Source organism: Pseudomonas sp. TSRC2-2 (assembly GCF_049897785.1).
Lineage (GTDB): Bacteria > Pseudomonadota > Gammaproteobacteria > Pseudomonadales > Pseudomonadaceae > Aquipseudomonas.
Map to the genome: position 1 here is coordinate 400,997 of NZ_JAFCWZ010000006.1, position 19,928 is coordinate 420,924.

Genomic DNA, 19,928 nt, shown 5'->3' on the forward strand with positions numbered 1-19,928 from the left:
GGACTCACCACACCAGCTGTTTGCACAACCATATGATCCCCCTCACACACTATGGGAGGGCAATATGGTCCGGACAAAGGCAATCACTATCGCGGCGGCTGTATTTCTTACGGCCTGCACAAGCAACCACAAACATCCCTATGACCAGATCACTGAGGACGCCACGGCGTACGTGCCGGTAAGAGTTGCGCATGAGTTTTACAGCAGCTGGGGTCATGATGGCCGCGGCGGTGCGGCGCTTCGAAAGCCTGCGTACGAACACGTAATGGGTAGCGAGGATGAGGTAATGACCACTCAGGGTAATTACGCGCAGTTACGCACCGGACAAGGCACTGGTAATAGCGTAGTTGTAACCGCACTCAATCAAGGGATGAACAAGGCCATCGACCAGGCCCTTACTTTCACACCACCCGAACAACAACCTACCCCGCGCGCCTATGCACTCAACGCCAGCAAAGAAGAATACGAACGAGCGTATCGGAAACTGTGCCGAGGCGCAGGAATGGAAATGACCGAGCGCGAGTGGGAGATTGTTGCATTGGGAGGTCCTCAAGGCGTTCCAGCGACACTCCGTGGGAAGTGTCTTTCCTACAAATAAAACGGGACAGAGATTCAGAGCATAAGCCCGGTCACACCGGGCTGTTTCTAGCCTAGAAACAAATGAATTACCCACCAATACACAGCGGTGTCGTAGGTGGTCATACCCAAGATCACGCCGATCATCGAGCCTAACGCCAACTCAACGACGAGCAGGTATTTGAGCGGAACTCCCCATAGGTTCCCATGCGATGACTCCCCCAAACATTCGGGAAGGGCATGCAAACGGTTCCTTCTCAGCTGCAGGTCCAATCCAATATTATTCATGCCGCTTGTGGTTTCTGCGTTGCTCATATCTTCTGTCTGCCCGTGATTTTCTTTGCTATCTAAAACTTGTTCATGAGCTCTGAGCAACGATCTCAGGGAGATCCGCTTACGAAATCGTTTTGCAAATTGCGCGGCCGGCTCTGCACTGCCCATGAATAGTCCCCTCACCAGTTGAGATTCAGGGACCGTAGCAAAAAGCAAGTCCGTCACGGTCCCTATTCGCCACCATTGTTGGGTCGGATGACTCCCTTGGATAGCTGCAGTGAGCGGTAATGTAGCCAGTAAGAACAGAAGTAGAACTTCGATGATTACCCGCCCCAAATGAACGCATGACCGGGACTCGTTGAACATCACTCTCGTGTTCGGGCCGGAGGCAAATTCCCCGCACCATGCCGCCGCTACACAACTGCAAAGCGAATTACGAAGATGACGGAACATACTCAGTACGATGAAAACCAAGGCACAGCCCACCCCCAGGACCTAGCCAATGACCTGAGCACGTTCTGCGAGGTTGCTGTTGCATCAGGTAATACAGGCAATGTCGGGGAGACCAATCTCACTTGGTTAGCCCTTGACCTCATCGAGGAACAAGAGGGGTTCAACCTTCGCGACTATGAGCGACCAGATACCGTAAAGCACATCGAACGGTTGGCGCTCGCCTGGGAGCGAAGCGAGCAGTTTCAGCCCATCGAAGTCCAAGTCGTCGACGGCCATTGCTATGTTCGTGACGGGCATTGCCGACTCCGTGCCGCCCGATTGGCGGCGTCTCGTGGCGCCCCCATCAAGCGTTTACCTGTCATTGAGCTCAAGGGAAATGACCAACTCGCCTGCGTGCGCATCCTGACCTCGAATGAGCAGCTCAAGCTCAGCATCATTCAGAAAGCGCATGGCTATCGGCGCCTACGCGATTTCAATTGGTCAGATGAGCAGATCGCGTCGCATATTGGCATGACTGATACGCACGTGCGCGAAACGCTGCGCCTGCTACTTCTGCCTGAGTCCATCCAGGTTCTGCTTGAAAAGGGCGTCATCAAGCCTTTCCTCGCCCTTGATCTATGGCGCAAATACGCTGGTGCGAGCGAACAGATCATTCTCGATGCCTATGAGGCGCGCAAACGGGAGCAGGTTGAACTGATGGCGAAGGCAGCCATTGCAGGGGATGAGTCACTGACTACACCAGCCGAATTAGTAGATCAGTCGCAGCCCGCCCCTATCCTTCAGCCAGAGGTTCGACTTACCAGTCGACACATTTCAGCGCCGACAAAACGGATTGGTAAAAAACTGATTACCAACATGACCTCGTCTATGACCGGGATCTCTAAGCTCATGCGAGAGTCCGCGATTATTGATGCAAACAACGGAACCATTTCCGTCCAGATTCCGATCGAGGAGTACGAGCGATTCATGTCGATCTCAAGCGAAGTTTCAAAGCATCGCCTGGACGATGCAGTAGGTAAACCTGACGGCGAGAATGAGCAGCAGGTACTCGGGCTGGCTAGTTGAAAGGAATAACCCTTCCGGCCTATCGAACACTCTAAATCGCTTAGGGAAAATGACTGTGAGTCACACTTCTACTATTTCGCATACCTCAATGAACTTGGGTAAAGGTAAGACACCAATTGCTGACGCTTATGAACTGACTCGGGCTGCACTCGGCGTGTATCAAGGTCTACTGGTATCTGAATTGGGTGACGACGCAGAAAGCTACGAGCTCGCCTGTGCTTCCGTCCTCATGGGCCGGGAGAATGTAGGCATTGCTTTTAGTGTGAATGCCCACCGCGTTTACGTTCTAGTCTCAGACGATGGTCGACCTGAGAAGCACTCTCTGCCGGCTTGGCTGCTGGATTTGGCCAAGCACCTTACGGAACTCTTGGAAACATTCGTGGTGCCAGATCAGAGGAGTGAATTCAGCTACTGGAGCGACAATGGGGGTGGGCAATTCATCGCATACAAATTTCGAATGGCTGATTTCCCGACCACCATTGCTCCTATTGGTACGGCGCCATAATGTTTAGGAAAATCATGCAAAAAGATAACCTATACACAAAACGTCGCCAGCTAAGCGCGATCGAACGAGCTGTAGTTAGCCTCGATTACGGGCGTTTGTCTCCATGTGCGGGAGCGGCCATCATGGCTGGCGCAGTCGCTGCAATTGTAGCAGGTCCATTTTTACAACTTGGCCTGACAGTTGCGTTCGGAGTCGGTGTCGCTACAACGATTCTCTCATACGTGTTTTCTAGAATTCCTAAATCATGGGCCGAGGATGTAGACAAGCGGTTGGCAAATTATTCGCCAGTAGATCATGGGGCTTACGCCCTGCTGCATGAAAGAACAAAAGCGAACGAAGGGCTTGATTTGCGGGCTCTGTTTGAGTGGCTTGACTATGAAAAAGCAGCAGTAAAAGCTTCGAAGCCGATTCGCCCGGTCGGCACCGGCAAGCGTTTTATAAGCAAGGATGTTTCAGGTATCCGTGAGCCGAAGGAATAAAAGGCAAACACGTCCAACGATGTCAAACCCAGACATCGAGCTGGGCAGCGGCGTATAGATGCACGATTTCGAGTCTGCCAGAAGATACTTCTGCCCTCCCCTATTTACCCTTCGTCAGCGAATGCGCTGCCCCACCGGGCAGTTAGATCTCTTCGGACAGGATACGCAAGCCCGCTCGTGCGGGTGCCTGGGCGCAGCGCGTAACCCCTCCCCTCGTAACATCCAATACCTGTTCCAAAGCGAAATCACTTGAGCACTGGAAAGCAGCGTCACAGGCTTGTAGACGGTGCGCGCTGAATTCGAAATTCGAATGAACCCTGTCCCCGACACTGGCAGGTTACGCCCGAACAGCGAATACGACTGACGGGCGAGGATGAAGGCGTAGACGCTCAACTGAATCACGTCCTTCATGTAGACCGATTCACTTTTTCTGCGCTTGGTGTCGACGGGCACCAGCCATCCATTCGCCAAAAACACCTGATCACCCCGGCCATGCAGTGGTACAGGAATATCAGTTGCCAAGTCGCGCTCAGAAAGGACTACGCGCCCTCCTCTCAGTGCATCCGGGAGATTTTCACTCCAGGCTCCAATTACACGATTCATCTACTCACCTTTTCTTTTTTCACATCACTACAGTACCCACGTCTCGGGAAGTGCAACCCCTTTGCGTTAGGCAGCAAAAAGTTGCAGTTCAGGAGAACGTGAGAGCCTATGGGTGTGATTACGAGAACCATGAGGTGAACCTATGAGCGGTAACCGCAACGGCCGCCATCCAAGGTCAATATCGGCAACCGAGTTGTCGAAACTCGGCCAGTGCGAACTGATGGTTGCACTAAACCTTCCAGACGCTGCATCGCAAGAGATGAAAGCCATGGCACGCCAGGGCGAGGCTGCGCATGAGCGGTTTCATCTGCGAGCTGTCCTCAATGCCGGCACAGCAGACGAGGTCGCACGGCTACGCAAGTAATACCAACAGGGGGGCAGATTGCCCCCCCTCGACCTGACGCAGAAGGCAATGTTGCTCTAAGTTTTCCCAGGGCTAAACATCGTGTTTGATCTCGTCATAGTTGAATCGCCGAATAAAATTAAGAAAATCCAGAAATTTCTAGGGGACTCCTTCAAGGTTTCCGCTAGCGTCGGGCACTTCCGAGACCTTCCACTCAGAAGGATGGGTGTTGAAGCCCCAAACTTCGTACCTGACTATGAGGTAAGTGAAGAAAAAAAGAAGGTCGTATCCAACCTGAAGAAGCTAATTCAACAGGCAAATATGGTGTACCTCGCCACCGACCTTGATCGCGAGGGTGAAGCCATCGCCTGGCACTTGAGGGAGGTCCTCAAGCCCAAAAAATACCGAAGAATTAAATTTAACGAAATCACCAAGAAGGCCCTGATTGACGCTATCTCCAAAGCCGGCGACATCGACATGATGTTGGTGGCGGCCCAAGAGGCACGCAGAGTTTTGGATCGCATAGTTGGTTACACTGTCTCACCGCTACTGACCGAGCTCTCCGGGGCCGGCGTCAACCTGTCCGCCGGACGCGTTCAGTCGGCAGCCCTTTTGCTTCTGGTCGAACGCGAACAGGGGATCAACAGTTTCGTCTCCGTCGAACATTACAAGCTCAAAGTGAGCTTTCCCTGGCCTGGTAAACAAGCATCTTGGACAGCTGAGTGGCAACACAAGGCGCTTCAAGCAGCCATGGGTGTTGAGCAAACCGACCTCTTTACGCATGCCGCTTACTTGCAAAGTCTCGCCGACGCGATTAAAGGTCAGCCTGCCTTCATGGTTTACAGGCTTGAGAGTCGAGAGGAGGACAGAAAGGCGCCGGCGCCCTTCACTACGTCGACTCTGCAGCAAGCCGCAAGTGTGAAGCTGGGCATGGACGTGGATAAGACCATGAAGAAGGCCCAGGCACTCTTTGAAGCGGGCCTGATCACCTATCACCGCACCGACAGTCCTAACCTTTCCGAAGAGTCTGCCCAGGAAATTCGTGCATGGCTCACTGGGAAGGGGCATGCGGTCCCGGCAGCACGCAACACTTGGGCGTCCAAGGCTGATGCTCAGGAAGCTCACGAGGCCATACGACCGACAGCAATCGACATTACACCGTCCGATTTTCCGCCAGACAGCGATGAGATGAAGCTCTACAAGCTGATCTGGCTCCGTGCTGTGGCAAGTCAGATGGTGCCGGCCAAATTTTATGCGACTAAGGCGCTGCTCCTCTCGGCCGTCAGGGTGAAAGATCACAACCTGCAGTTTCTGGCAAAAGGTCGAGTCCTATTGAGCCCGGGATGGATGGCACTGACCCCGGACGACGCAGTGGAGGACAAAGATGAGGCAAATGAGGAAGACGCGGACAAATCCCTCCCTGAGCTGCAGGAGCAAGCCCGACTCCAATGCAGTGAAGTACACGCCGTCACAACCGCGACAAAACCTCCCCCGCGACTGACGGATGCCTCGCTCACAAAACTGCTTGAGTCCATGGGGATTGGTAGGCCCTCTACTTTCGCGTCCATTGTGGCCACACTATACAAGCGTGAGTACATTCGAAAGGAAGGACGGAAGCTTTACGCGACGCCACTGGGCATAGGCGTGATTACGATCTTGAAAGGACGTTTCAGCTTCGTTAGCTACGACTTTACAAAGATGATTGAAGAGGCCTTGGATCAAATTGCCACCGGCAAAGCATCGTACCTAGCAGTGGTTGGATACCAACACCAGGTCCTCATGGGTGAAGTGGACAAGATCAAAGCAGACCCCGTCATTTCAGCAACAGTGGCTGAACAAAAATCTCAGATGTTCGGCGACCAGGTGAGTTGCCCAATCTGCAAATCTGGTGTCCTTCGCCGGCGACCTACCAGTTCGGGGGCATTCTGGGGATGCACCAAGTACCCGTCCTGCACAGCTTCCTGCAATGACATCAAGGTGCGGGGCAAGCCTCCTGAACCTGATCTCTCAACCATCCGCACAAAAGACGCCACTGCCGAGAACAGCGCGCCTAAGCCGGAGCGAATCATTTCTGAGGACAATTGCCCGAAGTGCAAGAAGAAGAAAATGTCGCTGCGACAAGGCCCAAAGGGGCCGTTCTGGGGATGCCTCGGTTACCCGTCCTGCAAGTGTACGGCGCCGGACGATGGGGGCAAGCCACTGATTGGTGAGCCACAAGCAATCTGAGTTCGCCCCTTTAACGGGGCCTGATCGGGATCTACGTCCCACATCACATCAGGATAATGCGCCGATCAGACAGAGGCTCTAGAACCACTATGTGTATCGACGGCGCAATCGCAGTAACCAGCTACTCCTCAGCAAACGCAAAGCTTCCTGTTGAGATCGGGATTGCCACCGGCACCAACACCCTTAATGTCGTGATTGGTGTCGTTCCTGGGATCATCGAGATTCATTCTGATGATGAAGCCACGGCTGGACTCAGCGCCTTTGAAATGGAAGCCGTTGGTCTCCAACCCACAAGAGCATGCGAGCTGATCAATGACTTCCTGGTGGGGGGTGTTGTGGGCTGTCGTGAAGAACGCGTCAAAGTGGCTTTGCAGCAGCTTTACAAAATTGCAGGCCAAGACATGGAGTTCCAGCTGGAGGAGTTGGGTGACCTCGACATTGCGCCTCCGGCCTGTGACCAAGGTGCGTGCGCTGAAATGGAGGCCCGGAGGCTTGTCTTTCTCGCCAAACAAAGTAAGAACGGGGGCGAATCACATGTTCGACACTGACGTCCTACCCCACGAAACCAAGGAAAAACTGCAACGCTTATTAGACTTGACTGCGTCACTTGAACGGGTCAACTCAAAGGTGATGCACGGCCAACAACCGACTACTGAAGATTTCCTGTTGCTAGGGGAAGGTCGCCGTGAATTTGGGGATCTGATCGCACTTTTCGGCCTTCGACCGCCGGGCAATCCACGCCCATAGCTGCGCATATGGCGCAGGGTAATTTTTGGTTTAGTTCTGTGGTGTTCTGGTAAAGCGCGATCGGCGCTACAAGCTCAGTTTGTGACACTGACGATGAAATCAGGGTCAAGCGGGGCTCAAGAAAAAAACAGTAGCTGTGGCCACCTTTAACTACCTGCCTCACGGAATACGGCACGTTAAACGCTGCCGTGGCAGCAGCCAAGGTCTGATCTATTCCATGCGATGGTGTTCGCCATTATCAACAGGAGCGCTGCACCAAATTACTGAACCGGTGAAGCACTCTGGGTACACCGCACTTGGAAATCCGAACGTATCCGAAAGGCCCGCCCCGGACCCCCTCATCTCCAGCTTGGTCCAGACTAAACCCCAACATCGAACCAGAACCGACCCACCCGGTCAAAGGACCACAAATTGACTGGATGGTGAAGACCGAGCCGTTCACAGTGCATGTCGCTCGGCAGTAAGATTCGATGTGCCATTTTCCACGCCCCCCTGCCACCACAGCGAGGTGCAGCATTGAATCCTCGACAAGCAAGTAACCCACCGCCTCATACCCGGGGTAACCTGACGTATCGATCCCAAATGCCCAGCACTGCCCACTGAAATCGTCTGGCAGCGGTTGGATCATCAGGTCCTGCATTACGCCGTCGTGCGTATGGTCATGCAGTTGCGGAGCCATGGACCACAAGTGATTGCACCTGGCCTTGAACCCGGCTCGCTTGGTTCCACTGTCGAACCAGGTAATTACCCATTGACCCACACCCTGGACAATCATGAGAAAGCCGAACAGCAGTGCTAACCCATAAACCAGGAGTAATGCTTTGAAAGTTGGCAACAGGATCTGGAACAGAGAGTAGAAAACCAGCGCTGCAGCGATGATGCTCAATCCCGGCTTCACATTCCTAGCCAGGCTGACAAGGAGATCCTTCAACGGTTACACCTCGAGTACGGTTAAGTTGAATCCAGCGAGCACCTCGCTGAACCCCTACGGTTAAATCGGTACCAGCTGCGGCCAAGTTGACCAGTTGAACAACGACATCTGAACTACCGTCGCCATCGACGTATTGTGCGATCTTTGCCCACTTCGCCGCCTCCTGGAGCTCATCGGCTCCAGCGGCGTTTGTCGCAATCGCGATCGCCAGATCCGCAGCAGAGTGAGAGATTCCGCTCTCGGCTCCGAACCGTAAAAATGACTTCGCCTTTTCAAGATCCCGCCCAAAGAGCCCGTTGCCGAAAAGGTAGAGCCGGCCGATCTTGGCTGCGGCCTGAGGATCGCCGCTACAGGCCATTTCCCTCAACTCGATCAGTGCCACCCCTGCGGCGTCCATGTCGTCGCGAGAGATGGCATCAGCAATATTCGCCTCGAGTGAGACCGGGTCACTTGCCGATGCGTGTATCGCGAGAAGCAGGATTAGCAGGACGGAAATTCGCATTAATGGCACTCGCTAAAAACATGAGACGACTATATTCGCCCCGTGCCTGTGCTATCGCTCCAAATAGGCCCTACGGCCGGGTCAAACCCTACGAGTCTGCAGCCTCTTCAATTCCTTTTTTTGTGGGAACAGAATTTATCGTCCTATCATCGGTTTCAACGCCGTCACCCGGATTGAGAAGACCAACAAACCCAGCGATTGGGGCGCTGCCGTCGGCGCGATCCAGCCCAACGACTGAATGAGGTTGTTTCTGCCCGCCGTATCGCATTCGTCTCAGCACAATCAGGACAAGCGAGGGCAGCACCAACAATAAAACCACCCCTGCAACTGCCAATGTTGTGACCATGGTCACCGCGTAGATAACCCACTCAAGCGTCCGCATAGTCATCGCATCCGCCATTCCCTGGGCGTGTGCCAGGCCATTACGCAACAAAGTGGGGAGCTGGCTGGAAAAATCGACCTTGAACAGCAATGAGGCAGCAAGCGCGATAACCAGCAGCACGACACCTCCCCTTAGGGCCAGGCGGATATCAGCCCACGATGGTATGCAGTGCATCGCTATGATCAGCGCGGACATACTCCACAAGGGGCCCATCCCGCCGGCGCAGAAATTCCCGTAGCCCAGCGTCCACGCCCCGGCCACACCCTCCAGGAAAACAGATCCTTCAATTCCACTGTCGCCCCAAGGGGCCACTGTTGGGTTAAAGGGAAAGAGGAACTCAAACAACAGGAAGGCCATAAAGATGGGGGCAACACCTTGCACCACCAGCCCAACGGCGTGAACAGTTGAGGACGGACGATAGGTGAAGGCGACATAGCCAAGTCGCCCGGTGGCCGCGTCGGGTGAGTAGAGCCGGATTTGAGTTATTTTCAAACCGAACATCCAGCACGCCAGAACGTGCCCCAACTCATGTATGGGCGTACCAAGAACACCTGTGACCGCGTAGAACGGGAAAACGCTCCGGACAAGCGACTGAACCAGCCTGTCCATAACCAGAATGACCAAGGCGGCATCAGGAAGATGTAGGCCAGGTACTGTACGATCAGTTGCCAGTTAGAATCATTGAACATTGAAGGCTCACGGAAAGTGGGGGGGCTGCTCATTCTCACCCACCTCAAGCTAGCCGCGGAGCGACATTGATGCCCGGCCACGGGCAACAACATCTGTCATAGATCGAACCCGGCTACAGGCTCAGTCTCAACACCTGCGCTCCTCTCCCCTTGCTAGATTGGCCTGATCGAATCTAGGGGAACGGCCGTGGACATCAACTGGACATCGGAGCAGCTGGAATTTCTCAATTGCACGGCACCGCTCATTAGGCTCCGAGCGTTTGCTGGTGCGTCCAAAACGACCTCGCTCGAAGGCTATTCGCGCAAACATAACCGCCTCAAGTACCTGTACCTGGCTTACAACAAAGCAATCAGGGATGAGGCCAAAAAACGCTTCCCGAAAAACGTCGTCTGCGCGACCACACACGAGTTGGCCTACAAAGGGTACAGGGCAAAATACGAGCATAAGCTCGAGGGTGGTTTGCGCCTTGGCGACATGGCCAAGGTACTGAATACGAATGATTGGACCGTGGTAAGGGCCGTGGTCGATACCTTGAACAACTTTTTGTGCAGCCCCCTCGAGACCTTTCATGAAAGCCATCTCCCAATGGTCAAAAAGAAACCAGGCTCGCAAATGCCACCGAGTTTTATCGAGAACGTCTTCAAGTCTGCAGAGTATCTTTGGGAACGGATGATCGACCCTGAAGACACGTCGGTTCCTTTGTTGCACGATGGATACCTGAAGATGTATTTGCTCAGCAATCCGGACCTCAGTAGAACCTACGATGTCATCCTGGCCGATGAGAGCCAAGACCTGAACGGCCTGACACTCGCCCTCATCAAGAAACAATCCTGCAGGAAGATTTTCGTCGGCGATCGTCACCAGGAGCTCTATCGCTTCAGAGGTTCTGACAATGCGTTGGATGACCCAGACCTCGACGATGCAGTTGACCTTCGCCTGACCAGGTCGTTTCGATTTGGTCCAGCAACAGCCGCCCTCGCCAACATCATTCTAAGTTTCAAAGGCGAGACGGTTCCGGTCATAGGCGCCGGCGCTCGAACTAAAATTCGATCTGCCTTAGACAGCGATGCCAAACGTCCCGCTTTGCTCCACCGCACAGTCATGGGGGTCATCCTTTCAGCGCTGGACTACACCGCCGCCGGCAAGAAAGTTTTTTGGATCGGCAAAATTGATTCGTATCAGATCTCGAGCATTGAGGACCTGTATTGGTTCAGCGAAGGCCGCACTGATAAGGTCAAAAACAAACGGCTGTTGAAGGAGTTCAGCGACTGGAACCAGTACCTGACCATCGCAGAGGAAACGAAAGATCGCGAGATGGTCCGAGCCATCAAGATCATCAGCGCCTACGATGACCTTGAAGCCCGACTTCGTCAGATGCGCGCGATGACGGTGAACGAGGAGGACAAAGCCGACATTATCCTGGCTACAGCCCACCGTTCAAAAGGACTTGAGTTCGACAATGTCGCACTGATGGATGATTTCCCGGACCCACTGGACCCTCAGATGGACCATGCGTCGCGTGAGGATGAGCTCAATTTGCTGTACGTCGCGGCCACCCGTGCAAAGTACCAGTTGGCGGTCAACCAAGTTGTGATTGGTCTGATGCGCGAACATGCCTACAAGATAAAAATGGCTGAAAAACAAGCGCGAGGTGTTTGAAATAGCGCCGTTTTATATCGCGCGGCGAAGCGGCACTAGATGATCTGGTGGTGCTCCAAGTCGTTTGCAGAGGGACTCATAGCTAGACCCCACTCCCAAACTCGACATAGTGCAAAGCACCTCTATGTTCGAGTCTAGCGTTGCAAGGCAAAGGTCGCGGCTATGAGGAACCATTCGAAATCCGCGAACCTTCAATTCATCCTCAAGCTCTCCCCAACCTTTTGAAATCTTGGTGAGCGCTAGGAGTTCAACCTTCTTTGATTCACTTAACTCGCCCTTCAGCGCAGGAATTTTTCTGAGGTCTTCCCGAGGGTCCACGCTAAAGCCTGAGAAAATGGCTTTAACCTGCCAACGATGTCCTGTCCGAACCCAGCGGAGCCCTCCCAGAATCGCTCTCACAACGCAGAACAACGCAATGGCCACACCAACACCGGATAGGATCGAGGATGCCTCAAGCATGCCTTGGCGACGCATTAGGGTGGGAGCCAGATTACCCACAACGAAATAGAAGAAACAGGCGTAGATAAGATGTCTGATTATCGCCGCACCAATCGCCGGCCGGCGCCGATGGTCGTTGGCCTTGTTCATTAAGCAGTGGCTCCGGCCGCACCTTGGTTATTGTTGTAGTTAGCTCGCCCCTCAGTTTCCTGCCGATGAGCATTGTCGGCATTTTCGCCATCGACCAGTGACTCCCGGGCGTGCTGAGCCCACTCGTCGATCGCCCCCTCAACAATTTTCGGGTAATGCTGATCGCTTTCTATAGCCTTCATCTGAAGCAGGATCTCGTCAATTACCAGGTCTGGCTCCACCCGGGCCCCACACTCACTGCAGTGACTCATTCCAATTGCCAGCCCAGGCATGCGGTAGGGAGGTCGCCCAGTCTGCAGCTGAAACTCAGAAAATGCCCGCGCGTAGAGGTTAACGGTTTTTGATGGCAAAGCTCGGATCGGCAAGGTTCCCAGAAGGGCTATGATGCATTGGTGTGACATGGTTTTCTCCAAACAAAATGGCCCTCTCTGAATCAACTGAGAGAGCCAATATGCAAGTCCTGCTGCTCAGAGTGCTGTTCTACTACTCCTCTGAGCCGGCATCCTGTTTCACTCCCGCCGTAGCCACCGGGGCAGCTTTCTCTTCCGCCGGCGCCGCACCGCCTCGAGCGCCATACCCCAGTATTTGCTCGCTTACAACAGCCCCACCATCAACCTGTTCACCATTTTGCTTTTGCTCATCGGCCTGAGCGTCAGCACGTTCGCTGACCATCATTTTTTTCATGACGGTGATGAAAGCGCTGGTCGGCTGGGCGCCTTTAACAAACTCCTTTTCACCGGTGAGGTTGTCGATGACCATCGTTGCAGGCGTTCCGGTGGCGCCAATCTTCTCGCCCATCAACATGTGCTCGTTGATCCGGTCCTTGTGACGTTCACTGGTCATGCACTCGTTAAATTTCGCCTTATCGCCGCCGAGTCGTTTGGCCAGCCCCGGCAAGTCCTTTACCCCGCCACCATTGCCAGCAGAAAGTTCGAACACCTGGTCGAGAAACACCCAAAAGCCCTTGTTGCCCTTCTGCTCTGCGAAGCACTCGGAGGCCTTTGCTTCATCGTGAGCCGCCGGGTTATGGAATTGCAGAGGCAGATGTCGCCATTGCCAGTTTACGGCACCGTTAGAGCGATCAACGATCTCCTTCATTGTTGGGTGCAGACGCTTGCAGTACGGGCACTCCAGATCGGAGAACTCGGCCAGGGTAAAACGCGCTTTCAGGTCACCGTATACGCGCGCGTCATTTGGCACCGTGTCCACTGCATTGGGGTACCGTGCAAACTGGGCTTTGGCGTATTCTTCAATTTCCTTAAGCTCGCGCTGGACAATGAGATCGTCGACAGCAGCGGCTACCTTGTCATCGAGATATTTGCCGCCCTGCAAGGCGTTTAATGCCGCAAGCCCGCCAAAGGTTGCAACCTGGGAGAGGACGACTGAGATGGCTATAGCCGGGATGAGCGGTTTGAGGTTGAGCATGGCTGTTCCTGCAGTGGTATCTAGTGCAGGAGACGATACTTAGCCGCGGAAACCGAAAGGGGCTAATCAGCCCCTCAAACTGGCTCGGTTACCGTGCGGTCACCAGCATCAGAGGAGCAACTGCCGGCAGTTTCGGGCAATGGATCTGCGTGGCTTGTCGTACCGACTTCTGAACTGGGATCAACTCACCACTGCATGCCAATAAGCAGGCCAATAGCGGCCCCATTTCACCGCGGCTACAGGAAGAAGAATCTTCTGCCTTGTACCGCGTCACTAATTGAACAAGTGAAGCCTTCGCCCATCCCTCACCAGGAAGGTTTTTCGCTTGACCGCCAACGAGATCCAAGCGCTCGTTCAGCGTCAAGATCGGTGTGAGTGCGTCCATGAGCACAATTAACCTCTGGCCATATGCGGCAAGAGTGACCGCCAGGTTGCTCATTCGAGTGGCAAAAAAACGGCTTTGCGCCAAATAGCTTTGATATACAAAGATGTCATCCCTTGGAAGCCCCTGCCCTTTACCTTTCGCATCAAGGATGCCCAGCGCGCGCTCAGCCGATCGCAACTTCTGCCGCTCTTGGACGAAAAGTTGAAGAACGCAGCGGGCCTCCTTGCGCATCAACAATAGCTCTGCCCTGTGATCGGCCTGGCATTTCGCGTTAATGGGTCCGTTGCTTAAGTGTTGAATGTCCATTTTTACCCCCGGGCAAACTACGCTTTTAGCGTTTCGCCCCATTGATTGGACTGGTAGTTGCTTTTAGCCTGTTTTTTCGCTTTGGAGGGGTTGAACTCATTTTTCAGTTGCAGAGCCAACCCCACACAGTTCAAGCGACGGATCTTGCTCGATGGCGGTTTATGGCCTCTCGGCGCTCCTGCTCCTCTACACACAGGTTGGCGGACGGCAGTACCAACAACCGACGCAGTCCGATTTCCGGCCCGGTTTCACAGAAGCCGTAAGTTCCGTCTTCAATACGGGTAAGAGCCTCCATAAGGTCGGCCAGACCCGATGAGTCACGTCGGATCGCGCTGGTTAACTTCTGACGCTGTTCTTCGATGGTCGCTGCATCTCCAGGATCGGGAACGTTCTCCAATCGCTCAAGTTCCTCCCGGCAATTGCCGATACGCATCCTGTGCTCACAGATATGGGCATTGATCAGTTCGCGGAAGAATTGAAGCTGCGCGTGGGACATGTAGTCATCGGCACTCATTAGCAAAATTTCACTTTTCGTCACATCAACCTCCAGGTTGTTTTTCATCACCTGAATCATGCCGATAGTTTGAAATATGCAACCTACTAAATGGGCCCAATGGGGGCCCTATCCAGGGTCAGATTCGAAGCCCTCACTCTCGCATATCGTCGAATATGCCGGCGATATCGAACGAGGTCGACCACCACGTCGGGATGTGGAACAGGACTCTTTCGTTCGACCTTCAATTCGATACGACCATGAAGCCAATGTCGTTTAAAACAGGAGCACGCATGACGAAAAACTCAACTGACTCTGAGGCCAAATACCCTGCACGCCTGCCGAGTACTCTCCTCGAGCGAATAAGGGAAAAAGGTCGAGTCAACAATCGGAGCATCAACCAAGAAATTGTCCATGGAATGACTCAGTATCTTGATGGACTAGACGAACTTCATTTGCTCATCGCGGTTATGAAGAGACAGCTTGTCGCTGTTCAGTCCACTTAAGAACTGTATACGTGCCCCCTCATGACTGCTGCATCGCCACATTACACCAGCATCGTGCTAACCGAGCTGTGGCTGGTCAGGTCCGTAAAAAAGCCCTCACATGGAGGGCGATGTAATTGTGCAAGATTGGAATGGAAGTCCAGATGCTAGGTCGCCCGATTCTCAATAAAACGCAGAGGGTCCACGCTCACTATCTGGCAGGTAAAATGCCGTGTCCTTGGGCAAGTTCTTGGACAGGGCGGCTGCCAGCTGCTCAGAGGTCACCTCACCACGGGTCTTGAGCACCATCGAGTCGAAGAGCGAGCCAGAGGCAGAGCCATTCGTGGTTTCGTGTCCAATGGGGATAGCCACGATTCGAGCTGGGTAGCCACCACGATCTACTGGGGCGTAACCGTCTGCAGCGAGAATCCCTCGGTGCCCCATGAAGACTTTGGCCGCCTTCAGGCCAGACGTGGTCTCAATTTTGCCCAACCGGAATTGCCCGTTTGGCAGATCATACGATTTGGTAACGTCGACCACTGTCTTGGCAAACATGACTTCCATCTTCGCACCGCACCCCGCCACGGCTGCGGCCATGTCTTGCCCATCGATCTTCGGCATAAAACAGACGACATAGCCTTGCGTAACGCGCGGGTCGAATTTTGGGGAGCCAGCCACGAGGCTCAGTACCATACCGGCGCCACCCACATCGCCACCGATTGCGTTTAAGCCGATTGCTTCAAAGTCCTTTCCAGTGGTGCTTGGTCGAGAAGAGTCGGTCGACATGTAGCGGAGCGTTTCCTCCTTGGTCGACTGACGCAACTGGGTACCAGTGAACGAGCCGGCCGGGGCTGCCTTTAAGGACGGCATTCCCATGACTGCAAAGACCTTGTCGGTTGCCGTCGCTGTGCTTTCGAACTTCTGAGGTTGGCTGTTTGCGTGTTTGATGGTCATCTCATCAGCCGCGCGAAACTCATATTGAGCTGATGCAGATTGTGTTGTTCCCACTCCGTCAACCTGAGCCTTTTTGGCGTTGTCGTACACGGCGCAGCCACTCAGGGATGCGATAGATACGGCGATCAGAGTGTAGGCGATGGACTTCATCCTTGGACCTCCCTTTGGTTTTTATAAATGAGACCACAAGGCCGTGAAAGTGCAAACCCATTCCTGCGACTGATCAGCGTCGGAAGAGTCGCCCAAAACATCACCCTCTTGATAGCTCTGCACCATGTTGTCCAAATCTCAAAGGTGTCTCTTATGCTCTCAGTTGCCAAAAAGAAGCGTGCTTGGGTTTGCACCCTGGCAAGGGGCCAACTCGACCATTACCGTTATTGAAGAATGTGACTATGGTGAGCATCCGTGTGGGCACCTCGCTGTCGCGCTGCACATCAGCGTTGGAAAATGGAAGAGTATTTATGTCGGTCACGAAACACATACCACGTGTCTTGCCTCCTCAGCGCGTCGCCTTGCTGATCTACCTGCTCTACATCTCCGGATACTTCTTCGGGATCACAGCCTTAGTGGGGACAGTCATCGCCCTCGTTTACAAAAATTGCCCTGATGAAGTTCTCGCCACACATTTTCGCGCCCAACTCCGACTGTGCTGTTGGAGCCTGCTTTGGGTTGTGTTGGGTGGTCTTACAGTTAAAGCAGGCGTTGGTTACATCGTTCTCACGACCTGGTTTTTTTGGTCCGTATGGCGAATTGCGCTGGGCCTGTTCATGCTTTCTAAACACCGGCCCACGACCTGAAAAAGAAAAACCCCCGGCCACTGAAGCGACCGAGGGTTTTGTTTCTTTATGTGATGTCTGGGACTAGAGCCGACAAACTACTGACTGACCAGCAAGCCCTGAATTGCTCCCTTGACCTCCTTTAGCGCCGCCCCGACCGGGATGTGGACACCTGGGTATAAAATCTGAATTTCGGTTAAAGGACGATGCGACGATCCGTAGGTCGTACGGGATTCGTATGTTGAGATGTCAGCTCAATCCATTGGCAATGGTATGAGCCTCCGTACTGCTGGCACACCGGGAGGGTGCTCGCAGGGACGGTTGGCGATGAATTCCGAGTTGGCTGCATGTCAACGCAACCGGACAGAACGATTGCCGCCATGACCAGAAATTGGGAACTATTCATTGAGAGACTCCATGGAAATTCACGGGCCCCTCCCCTAGCGGGAAAAAGCCCGCAAGGGTTGATGATTGCTGTAATACAGCTCGTGGCCATATGGCCTCATGACGGCAGATCAATCCGCCATCATGTTTTAGGAGGCGAAAGAATACTCTGGGCGCAGGGACGGGTCCAGAGAGCTGGCACGAACCCATAGATGAGCTTTAAGCACTGCACCCGCTGGCTTCATCTCACTCGATACAGTTAATGAACCGTTGCTCAGAACCGCTTCAAAGCCAGTGTCATTGATTGAGAATTTAGACTGGTCAACGACTGATCCCACCTTGGACAAAAGCTCCTGTCGCAGCGCGGATATCACGCTGATGGTTCCGATCGTTCCATACAGTCCGTGGCCTATGTAGAGACTGAAATCAAACCGCATTGCGTTATAGCGGTCCGACCTGTACTGAACTTTCGAAAGGACCGCATCGCAAGAGATTAAGCGCTGTGATCCTTTGCTGGATGTCTTCACGGGCTCCCCACGATGGAGCTTGTGCTTAACGTGGGCCACCTCAAGAAACCGCCTTACCAGGGTCAAGAGCTCCGGCGCGGAATCCGTGTAGTCAGGCCAGGCCACCGGTGCGGATGTGTGTTGTTCAAGCATGTGTTTCTTCCCATTCCCCTGCAAGCTCAGCGAGTCGCTCAAGTGAATATTGCTCCCCTGGCTTACCCGTGTCGGATAGCCATGAAATGAATCCTAGGATCGCATCGTGAAGCCCAACTTCGACATTGGCTTGGACCACAGCAGCGCCTCCAGAACTAGGAAGCGAAGAGGCCTCGTTTTCTGCCCCAACCATGAAGGGAGACACGGCCGCGACCACCAACTTTGTCCATAAGGGCACCTTCGATGCCAGCTCGGGTTGCAGAGACAATACCGAAGAGACGCGTTGCGCCAGGTCCGTTCGAACCGCTGCTGAGCACACCGGAGTAACCGCCGGTTCCGCCTCGCTCGGAGCAGACACGGTCTTTTCTGATTCCACCGCCAGCTGTTCGAAAGCAATCACCGCCAGAGCGGCATACCGGTGTCCGAGCTCGTTAGATCTGCAGCGAAATACAGGCTCGTTACCGGCAAAGATAGCCGGCGCACCGCCGTCAAGTTCACCGGGTTTCAAATGCAGAGTCGGAACAGATTTGATCAGGGCCGCAAGGTCCTGACTGAAAGATTCGGTAGTCATCGAGCACCTCCAATATTTGACGTCATGGTGACACCAGTTCTGGAAATGCAAGTCCCGGATAGCGGCCTGTTCTTGATGGTTCAGTACATAGCAGTCAACCGCATCACTGAACGTCGATGACATCACCACCAAGTAGGTCCATGGCTTGATTCCAAATTAAGAACCAATTTTTTAGGGCGTGGTTTGGGGCTTGCATATCGCACTGACGTGGGAAAATTGCCACATCGAGTTGAGGTGCCTTTTACGGCAACCCGCATTGAGGAAAATACATGACTGTTCAGCTGCAGATGTTGTTTGGCGATGACGTGGGCAATCGCGCACCTTGGGAGGATGAAGTCGATCGGCTGATTCAGGATGGAGCGCTTTTCATAGCAAACCACTCGGGGAGCAAAGACTCGCAGGTGCAATTGATCCGCTTGCTTGAGCGCGTGCCAGCCTCGCAACTGCTTGTCGTTCATGCTTCGCTCGGTGCCATGGAGTGGCCTGGAGCGATGGAGTTGGCCCGTGATCAAGCGGCCAACGCTGCACTGCCGTTCATTGTAGCCACGGCATCCAAGATGCTGCTGGAAATGGTCGAGCGCCGGTTTGAGACCCGCCCGGAAGTACCGAGTTGGCCATCAGCCTCAACCCGCCAGTGCACGAGTGACCTGAAGCGAGGCCCGATCTAGCGTGAGGTTCGACGTTACGCTAAGGCCAACGGTTTCAAGACCATCGTGAACTGCCTTGGGCTACGAGCTCAAGAGTCACCGGGCCGTGCCAAGCGTGCTGCATTCAGTCGCATGGGAATAAGCAACTCAGTCCATACATGGTTCGAATGGCTGCCGATCCATGACATGAGTGCGCCGGAGGTTTTCGACGCCATCGCCGTAGCTGGCCAGAAACCCCACTACGCCTATGCCTTGGGCAATGACCGGCTGAGCTGCGTGTTTTGCATAATGGCTTCCAAAGCTGACCTACGAAATGGTCGAGTTGAGCGTCCAGAACTGTTTCAACAGTATGTCGATCTTGAACAGCGCACGGGTTACACCGTGCACATGAATAGGATCCCACTCATTGAACTGGCGGCATAACCGAAACTTACAACCACAAGTCCTGAACCCCGAAGTTCCTCACAAGCCCGCAATGCGGGCTTTGCAGTAAGTGTGACGCGATTTTCGCCTCCGCGAAAAAGGGAGCGGCCATCGCCGTCATATCGTATGCGGGTTGATAAACAACATGTAGAATGCCTACTGAGACAGCTTCGTTCGCAAACTTACCGATTTATCACCTGCTCCTGGTGTAAGATTGTGTAAGTAAATTCCGTAGACCCAGAATGGTCACTTTAAACAGCCCCCAACGCGTTTATCCTTGGCGGTTGCAGGATCTGAGTGCAACACGGTTATTGAATTGAAGCGGGAGCATCATGCCGCATCACCACGGCTTCTTGCATCACTTCGCCCATCACCTCGATCGGGCATTTGAAGTCGAA

Annotated in this window: 24 protein-coding genes; 12 read left to right on the forward strand and 12 right to left on the reverse strand. The window is 53.8% G+C overall.

Translation table 11 applies throughout. The features are described 5' to 3' along the window. Positions 1-64 precede the first annotated feature (64 nt). A complete protein-coding gene (locus tag ACP7D9_RS15125) occupies positions 65-598 on the forward strand; it encodes a hypothetical protein (RefSeq protein ID WP_426158289.1) in 534 nt (177 codons plus the stop codon). A 47-nt stretch (positions 599-645) separates the two neighbouring features. Here ACP7D9_RS15125 and ACP7D9_RS15130 read toward each other — a convergent pair whose 3' ends face one another. After that, positions 646-1,017: a hypothetical protein gene (locus tag ACP7D9_RS15130; RefSeq protein ID WP_426158291.1), complete on the reverse strand. Its 372-nt coding sequence runs from the start codon at positions 1,015-1,017 to the stop codon at positions 646-648. A gap of 273 nt (positions 1,018-1,290) precedes the next feature. Here ACP7D9_RS15130 and ACP7D9_RS15135 point away from each other — a divergent pair, with 273 nt between their 5' ends. The 3 genes from ACP7D9_RS15135 to ACP7D9_RS15145 are packed head-to-tail and all read left to right on the forward strand — an operon-like array spanning position 1,291 to position 3,351. After that, on the forward strand, positions 1,291-2,367 hold the full coding sequence (locus ACP7D9_RS15135; RefSeq protein ID WP_426158293.1) for a ParB/RepB/Spo0J family partition protein: 1,077 nt from the start codon (positions 1,291-1,293) through the stop codon (positions 2,365-2,367). Positions 2,368-2,422: 55 nt separating this feature from the next. Next, entirely contained in the window at positions 2,423-2,872 is a 450-nt protein-coding gene (locus ACP7D9_RS15140) for a hypothetical protein (protein WP_426158295.1), read from the forward strand. 14 nt (positions 2,873-2,886) lie between these two features. Then, the gene (locus ACP7D9_RS15145; RefSeq protein WP_426158297.1) at positions 2,887-3,351 is read left to right on the forward strand and encodes a hypothetical protein; all 465 of its coding nucleotides are present in this window, start codon (positions 2,887-2,889) and stop codon (positions 3,349-3,351) included. 114 nt (positions 3,352-3,465) lie between these two features. On the opposite strand, the gene ACP7D9_RS15150 is transcribed toward ACP7D9_RS15145, so the two are convergent. Next, positions 3,466-3,954 (reverse strand): PD-(D/E)XK nuclease family protein, encoded by a 489-nt coding sequence (locus ACP7D9_RS15150; protein ID WP_426158299.1) that lies wholly within the window; start codon positions 3,952-3,954, stop codon positions 3,466-3,468. A 142-nt stretch (positions 3,955-4,096) separates the two neighbouring features. On the opposite strand from ACP7D9_RS15150, the gene ACP7D9_RS15155 reads away from it, so the two are divergent. The 4 genes from ACP7D9_RS15155 (at position 4,097) to ACP7D9_RS15170 (ending at position 7,270) form a co-directional block, all read left to right on the forward strand. Beyond that, entirely contained in the window at positions 4,097-4,318 is a 222-nt protein-coding gene (locus ACP7D9_RS15155) for a hypothetical protein (RefSeq protein ID WP_426158301.1), read from the forward strand. Between the two features lie 81 nt (positions 4,319-4,399). Continuing rightward, positions 4,400-6,523 (forward strand): type I DNA topoisomerase, encoded by a 2,124-nt coding sequence (topA, locus tag ACP7D9_RS15160; protein WP_426158303.1) that lies wholly within the window; start codon positions 4,400-4,402, stop codon positions 6,521-6,523. Between the two features lie 89 nt (positions 6,524-6,612). Continuing rightward, a complete protein-coding gene (locus ACP7D9_RS15165) occupies positions 6,613-7,071 on the forward strand; it encodes a hypothetical protein (RefSeq protein ID WP_426158305.1) in 459 nt (152 codons plus the stop codon). Continuing rightward, complete coding sequence (locus ACP7D9_RS15170; protein WP_426158307.1) at positions 7,058-7,270, forward strand: hypothetical protein; 213 nt, start codon at positions 7,058-7,060, stop codon at positions 7,268-7,270. The genes ACP7D9_RS15165 and ACP7D9_RS15170 overlap by 14 nt, the downstream gene beginning before the upstream one ends. A gap of 238 nt (positions 7,271-7,508) precedes the next feature. On the opposite strand, the gene ACP7D9_RS15175 is transcribed toward ACP7D9_RS15170, so the two are convergent. The 3 genes from ACP7D9_RS15175 to ACP7D9_RS15185 form a co-directional block, all read right to left on the reverse strand. Continuing rightward, positions 7,509-8,201 carry a hypothetical protein gene (locus ACP7D9_RS15175; RefSeq protein WP_426158309.1) on the reverse strand — a complete coding sequence of 231 codons (693 nt, stop codon included), beginning with the start codon at positions 8,199-8,201 and terminating at the stop codon, positions 7,509-7,511. Next, the gene (locus ACP7D9_RS15180; protein ID WP_426158311.1) at positions 8,173-8,703 is read right to left on the reverse strand and encodes a hypothetical protein; all 531 of its coding nucleotides are present in this window, start codon (positions 8,701-8,703) and stop codon (positions 8,173-8,175) included. The genes ACP7D9_RS15175 and ACP7D9_RS15180 overlap by 29 nt, the downstream gene beginning before the upstream one ends. Positions 8,704-8,791: 88 nt before the next feature. Then, the gene (locus ACP7D9_RS15185; protein ID WP_426158313.1) at positions 8,792-9,586 is read right to left on the reverse strand and encodes a hypothetical protein; all 795 of its coding nucleotides are present in this window, start codon (positions 9,584-9,586) and stop codon (positions 8,792-8,794) included. A gap of 375 nt (positions 9,587-9,961) precedes the next feature. Here ACP7D9_RS15185 and ACP7D9_RS15190 point away from each other — a divergent pair, with 375 nt between their 5' ends. Then, positions 9,962-11,434 carry a 3'-5' exonuclease gene (locus ACP7D9_RS15190; RefSeq protein ID WP_426158315.1) on the forward strand — a complete coding sequence of 491 codons (1,473 nt, stop codon included), beginning with the start codon at positions 9,962-9,964 and terminating at the stop codon, positions 11,432-11,434. A gap of 12 nt (positions 11,435-11,446) precedes the next feature. Here ACP7D9_RS15190 and ACP7D9_RS15195 read toward each other — a convergent pair whose 3' ends face one another. The 5 genes from ACP7D9_RS15195 to ACP7D9_RS15215 all read right to left on the reverse strand — a co-directional run bounded on the left by ACP7D9_RS15195 (position 11,447) and on the right by ACP7D9_RS15215 (position 14,700). Next, positions 11,447-12,022: a hypothetical protein gene (locus tag ACP7D9_RS15195; RefSeq protein ID WP_426158317.1), complete on the reverse strand. Its 576-nt coding sequence runs from the start codon at positions 12,020-12,022 to the stop codon at positions 11,447-11,449. Then, positions 12,022-12,423, reverse strand: coding sequence for a hypothetical protein (locus ACP7D9_RS15200; protein ID WP_426158319.1), 402 nt, complete (start codon positions 12,421-12,423; stop codon positions 12,022-12,024). Before ACP7D9_RS15200 ends, ACP7D9_RS15195 begins: the two co-directional genes overlap by 1 nt. An 82-nt stretch (positions 12,424-12,505) precedes the next feature. Beyond that, entirely contained in the window at positions 12,506-13,447 is a 942-nt protein-coding gene (locus ACP7D9_RS15205) for a DsbA family protein (RefSeq protein ID WP_426158321.1), read from the reverse strand. A gap of 88 nt (positions 13,448-13,535) precedes the next feature. Further along, positions 13,536-14,138 carry a hypothetical protein gene (locus ACP7D9_RS15210; RefSeq protein WP_426158323.1) on the reverse strand — a complete coding sequence of 201 codons (603 nt, stop codon included), beginning with the start codon at positions 14,136-14,138 and terminating at the stop codon, positions 13,536-13,538. A gap of 130 nt (positions 14,139-14,268) precedes the next feature. Next, on the reverse strand, positions 14,269-14,700 hold the full coding sequence (locus ACP7D9_RS15215) for a TraR/DksA family transcriptional regulator (RefSeq protein WP_426158325.1): 432 nt from the start codon (positions 14,698-14,700) through the stop codon (positions 14,269-14,271). A gap of 224 nt (positions 14,701-14,924) precedes the next feature. Between ACP7D9_RS15215 and ACP7D9_RS15220 the strand changes: the two genes are divergently transcribed. Then, positions 14,925-15,137: an Arc family DNA-binding protein gene (locus ACP7D9_RS15220; protein ID WP_426158327.1), complete on the forward strand. Its 213-nt coding sequence runs from the start codon at positions 14,925-14,927 to the stop codon at positions 15,135-15,137. A 162-nt stretch (positions 15,138-15,299) separates the two neighbouring features. On the opposite strand, the gene ACP7D9_RS15225 is transcribed toward ACP7D9_RS15220, so the two are convergent. Beyond that, on the reverse strand, positions 15,300-16,220 hold the full coding sequence (locus tag ACP7D9_RS15225) for a hypothetical protein (protein WP_426158328.1): 921 nt from the start codon (positions 16,218-16,220) through the stop codon (positions 15,300-15,302). Positions 16,221-16,462: 242 nt separating this feature from the next. On the opposite strand from ACP7D9_RS15225, the gene ACP7D9_RS15230 reads away from it, so the two are divergent. Then, the gene (locus ACP7D9_RS15230; RefSeq protein WP_426158330.1) at positions 16,463-16,867 is read left to right on the forward strand and encodes a DUF4870 family protein; all 405 of its coding nucleotides are present in this window, start codon (positions 16,463-16,465) and stop codon (positions 16,865-16,867) included. A gap of 1,014 nt (positions 16,868-17,881) precedes the next feature. Here ACP7D9_RS15230 and ACP7D9_RS15235 read toward each other — a convergent pair. Then, the gene (locus ACP7D9_RS15235) at positions 17,882-18,460 is read right to left on the reverse strand and encodes a hypothetical protein (protein ID WP_426158332.1); all 579 of its coding nucleotides are present in this window, start codon (positions 18,458-18,460) and stop codon (positions 17,882-17,884) included. A gap of 269 nt (positions 18,461-18,729) precedes the next feature. On the opposite strand from ACP7D9_RS15235, the gene ACP7D9_RS15240 reads away from it, so the two are divergent. Continuing rightward, positions 18,730-19,128 (forward strand): hypothetical protein, encoded by a 399-nt coding sequence (locus ACP7D9_RS15240; RefSeq protein WP_426158334.1) that lies wholly within the window; start codon positions 18,730-18,732, stop codon positions 19,126-19,128. Positions 19,129-19,928: the final 800 nt, after the last annotated feature.

What these genes read in the sequence shown, in the direction of transcription:
- ACP7D9_RS15125 (WP_426158289.1), top strand. Translation starts at nt 65, where the DNA reads ATGGTCCGGACAAAGGCAATCACTATCGCGGCGGCTGTATTTCTTACG.
- ACP7D9_RS15130 (WP_426158291.1), bottom strand. Translation starts at nt 1,017, where the DNA reads ATGGGCAGTGCAGAGCCGGCCGCGCAATTTGCAAAACGATTTCGTAAG.
- ACP7D9_RS15135 (WP_426158293.1), top strand. Translation starts at nt 1,291, where the DNA reads ATGACGGAACATACTCAGTACGATGAAAACCAAGGCACAGCCCACCCC.
- ACP7D9_RS15145 (WP_426158297.1), top strand. Translation starts at nt 2,887, where the DNA reads ATGCAAAAAGATAACCTATACACAAAACGTCGCCAGCTAAGCGCGATC.
- ACP7D9_RS15150 (WP_426158299.1), bottom strand. Translation starts at nt 3,954, where the DNA reads ATGAATCGTGTAATTGGAGCCTGGAGTGAAAATCTCCCGGATGCACTG.
- ACP7D9_RS15155 (WP_426158301.1), top strand. Translation starts at nt 4,097, where the DNA reads ATGAGCGGTAACCGCAACGGCCGCCATCCAAGGTCAATATCGGCAACC.
- ACP7D9_RS15165 (WP_426158305.1), top strand. Translation starts at nt 6,613, where the DNA reads ATGTGTATCGACGGCGCAATCGCAGTAACCAGCTACTCCTCAGCAAAC.
- ACP7D9_RS15170 (WP_426158307.1), top strand. Translation starts at nt 7,058, where the DNA reads ATGTTCGACACTGACGTCCTACCCCACGAAACCAAGGAAAAACTGCAA.
- ACP7D9_RS15180 (WP_426158311.1), bottom strand. Translation starts at nt 8,703, where the DNA reads ATGCGAATTTCCGTCCTGCTAATCCTGCTTCTCGCGATACACGCATCG.
- ACP7D9_RS15185 (WP_426158313.1), bottom strand. Translation starts at nt 9,586, where the DNA reads ATGTTCGGTTTGAAAATAACTCAAATCCGGCTCTACTCACCCGACGCG.
- ACP7D9_RS15195 (WP_426158317.1), bottom strand. Translation starts at nt 12,022, where the DNA reads ATGAACAAGGCCAACGACCATCGGCGCCGGCCGGCGATTGGTGCGGCG.
- ACP7D9_RS15200 (WP_426158319.1), bottom strand. Translation starts at nt 12,423, where the DNA reads ATGTCACACCAATGCATCATAGCCCTTCTGGGAACCTTGCCGATCCGA.
- ACP7D9_RS15205 (WP_426158321.1), bottom strand. Translation starts at nt 13,447, where the DNA reads ATGCTCAACCTCAAACCGCTCATCCCGGCTATAGCCATCTCAGTCGTC.
- ACP7D9_RS15210 (WP_426158323.1), bottom strand. Translation starts at nt 14,138, where the DNA reads ATGGACATTCAACACTTAAGCAACGGACCCATTAACGCGAAATGCCAG.
- ACP7D9_RS15215 (WP_426158325.1), bottom strand. Translation starts at nt 14,700, where the DNA reads ATGAAAAACAACCTGGAGGTTGATGTGACGAAAAGTGAAATTTTGCTA.
- ACP7D9_RS15220 (WP_426158327.1), top strand. Translation starts at nt 14,925, where the DNA reads ATGACGAAAAACTCAACTGACTCTGAGGCCAAATACCCTGCACGCCTG.
- ACP7D9_RS15225 (WP_426158328.1), bottom strand. Translation starts at nt 16,220, where the DNA reads ATGAAGTCCATCGCCTACACTCTGATCGCCGTATCTATCGCATCCCTG.
- ACP7D9_RS15230 (WP_426158330.1), top strand. Translation starts at nt 16,463, where the DNA reads ATGGTGAGCATCCGTGTGGGCACCTCGCTGTCGCGCTGCACATCAGCG.
- ACP7D9_RS15235 (WP_426158332.1), bottom strand. Translation starts at nt 18,460, where the DNA reads ATGACTACCGAATCTTTCAGTCAGGACCTTGCGGCCCTGATCAAATCT.
- ACP7D9_RS15240 (WP_426158334.1), top strand. Translation starts at nt 18,730, where the DNA reads ATGACTGTTCAGCTGCAGATGTTGTTTGGCGATGACGTGGGCAATCGC.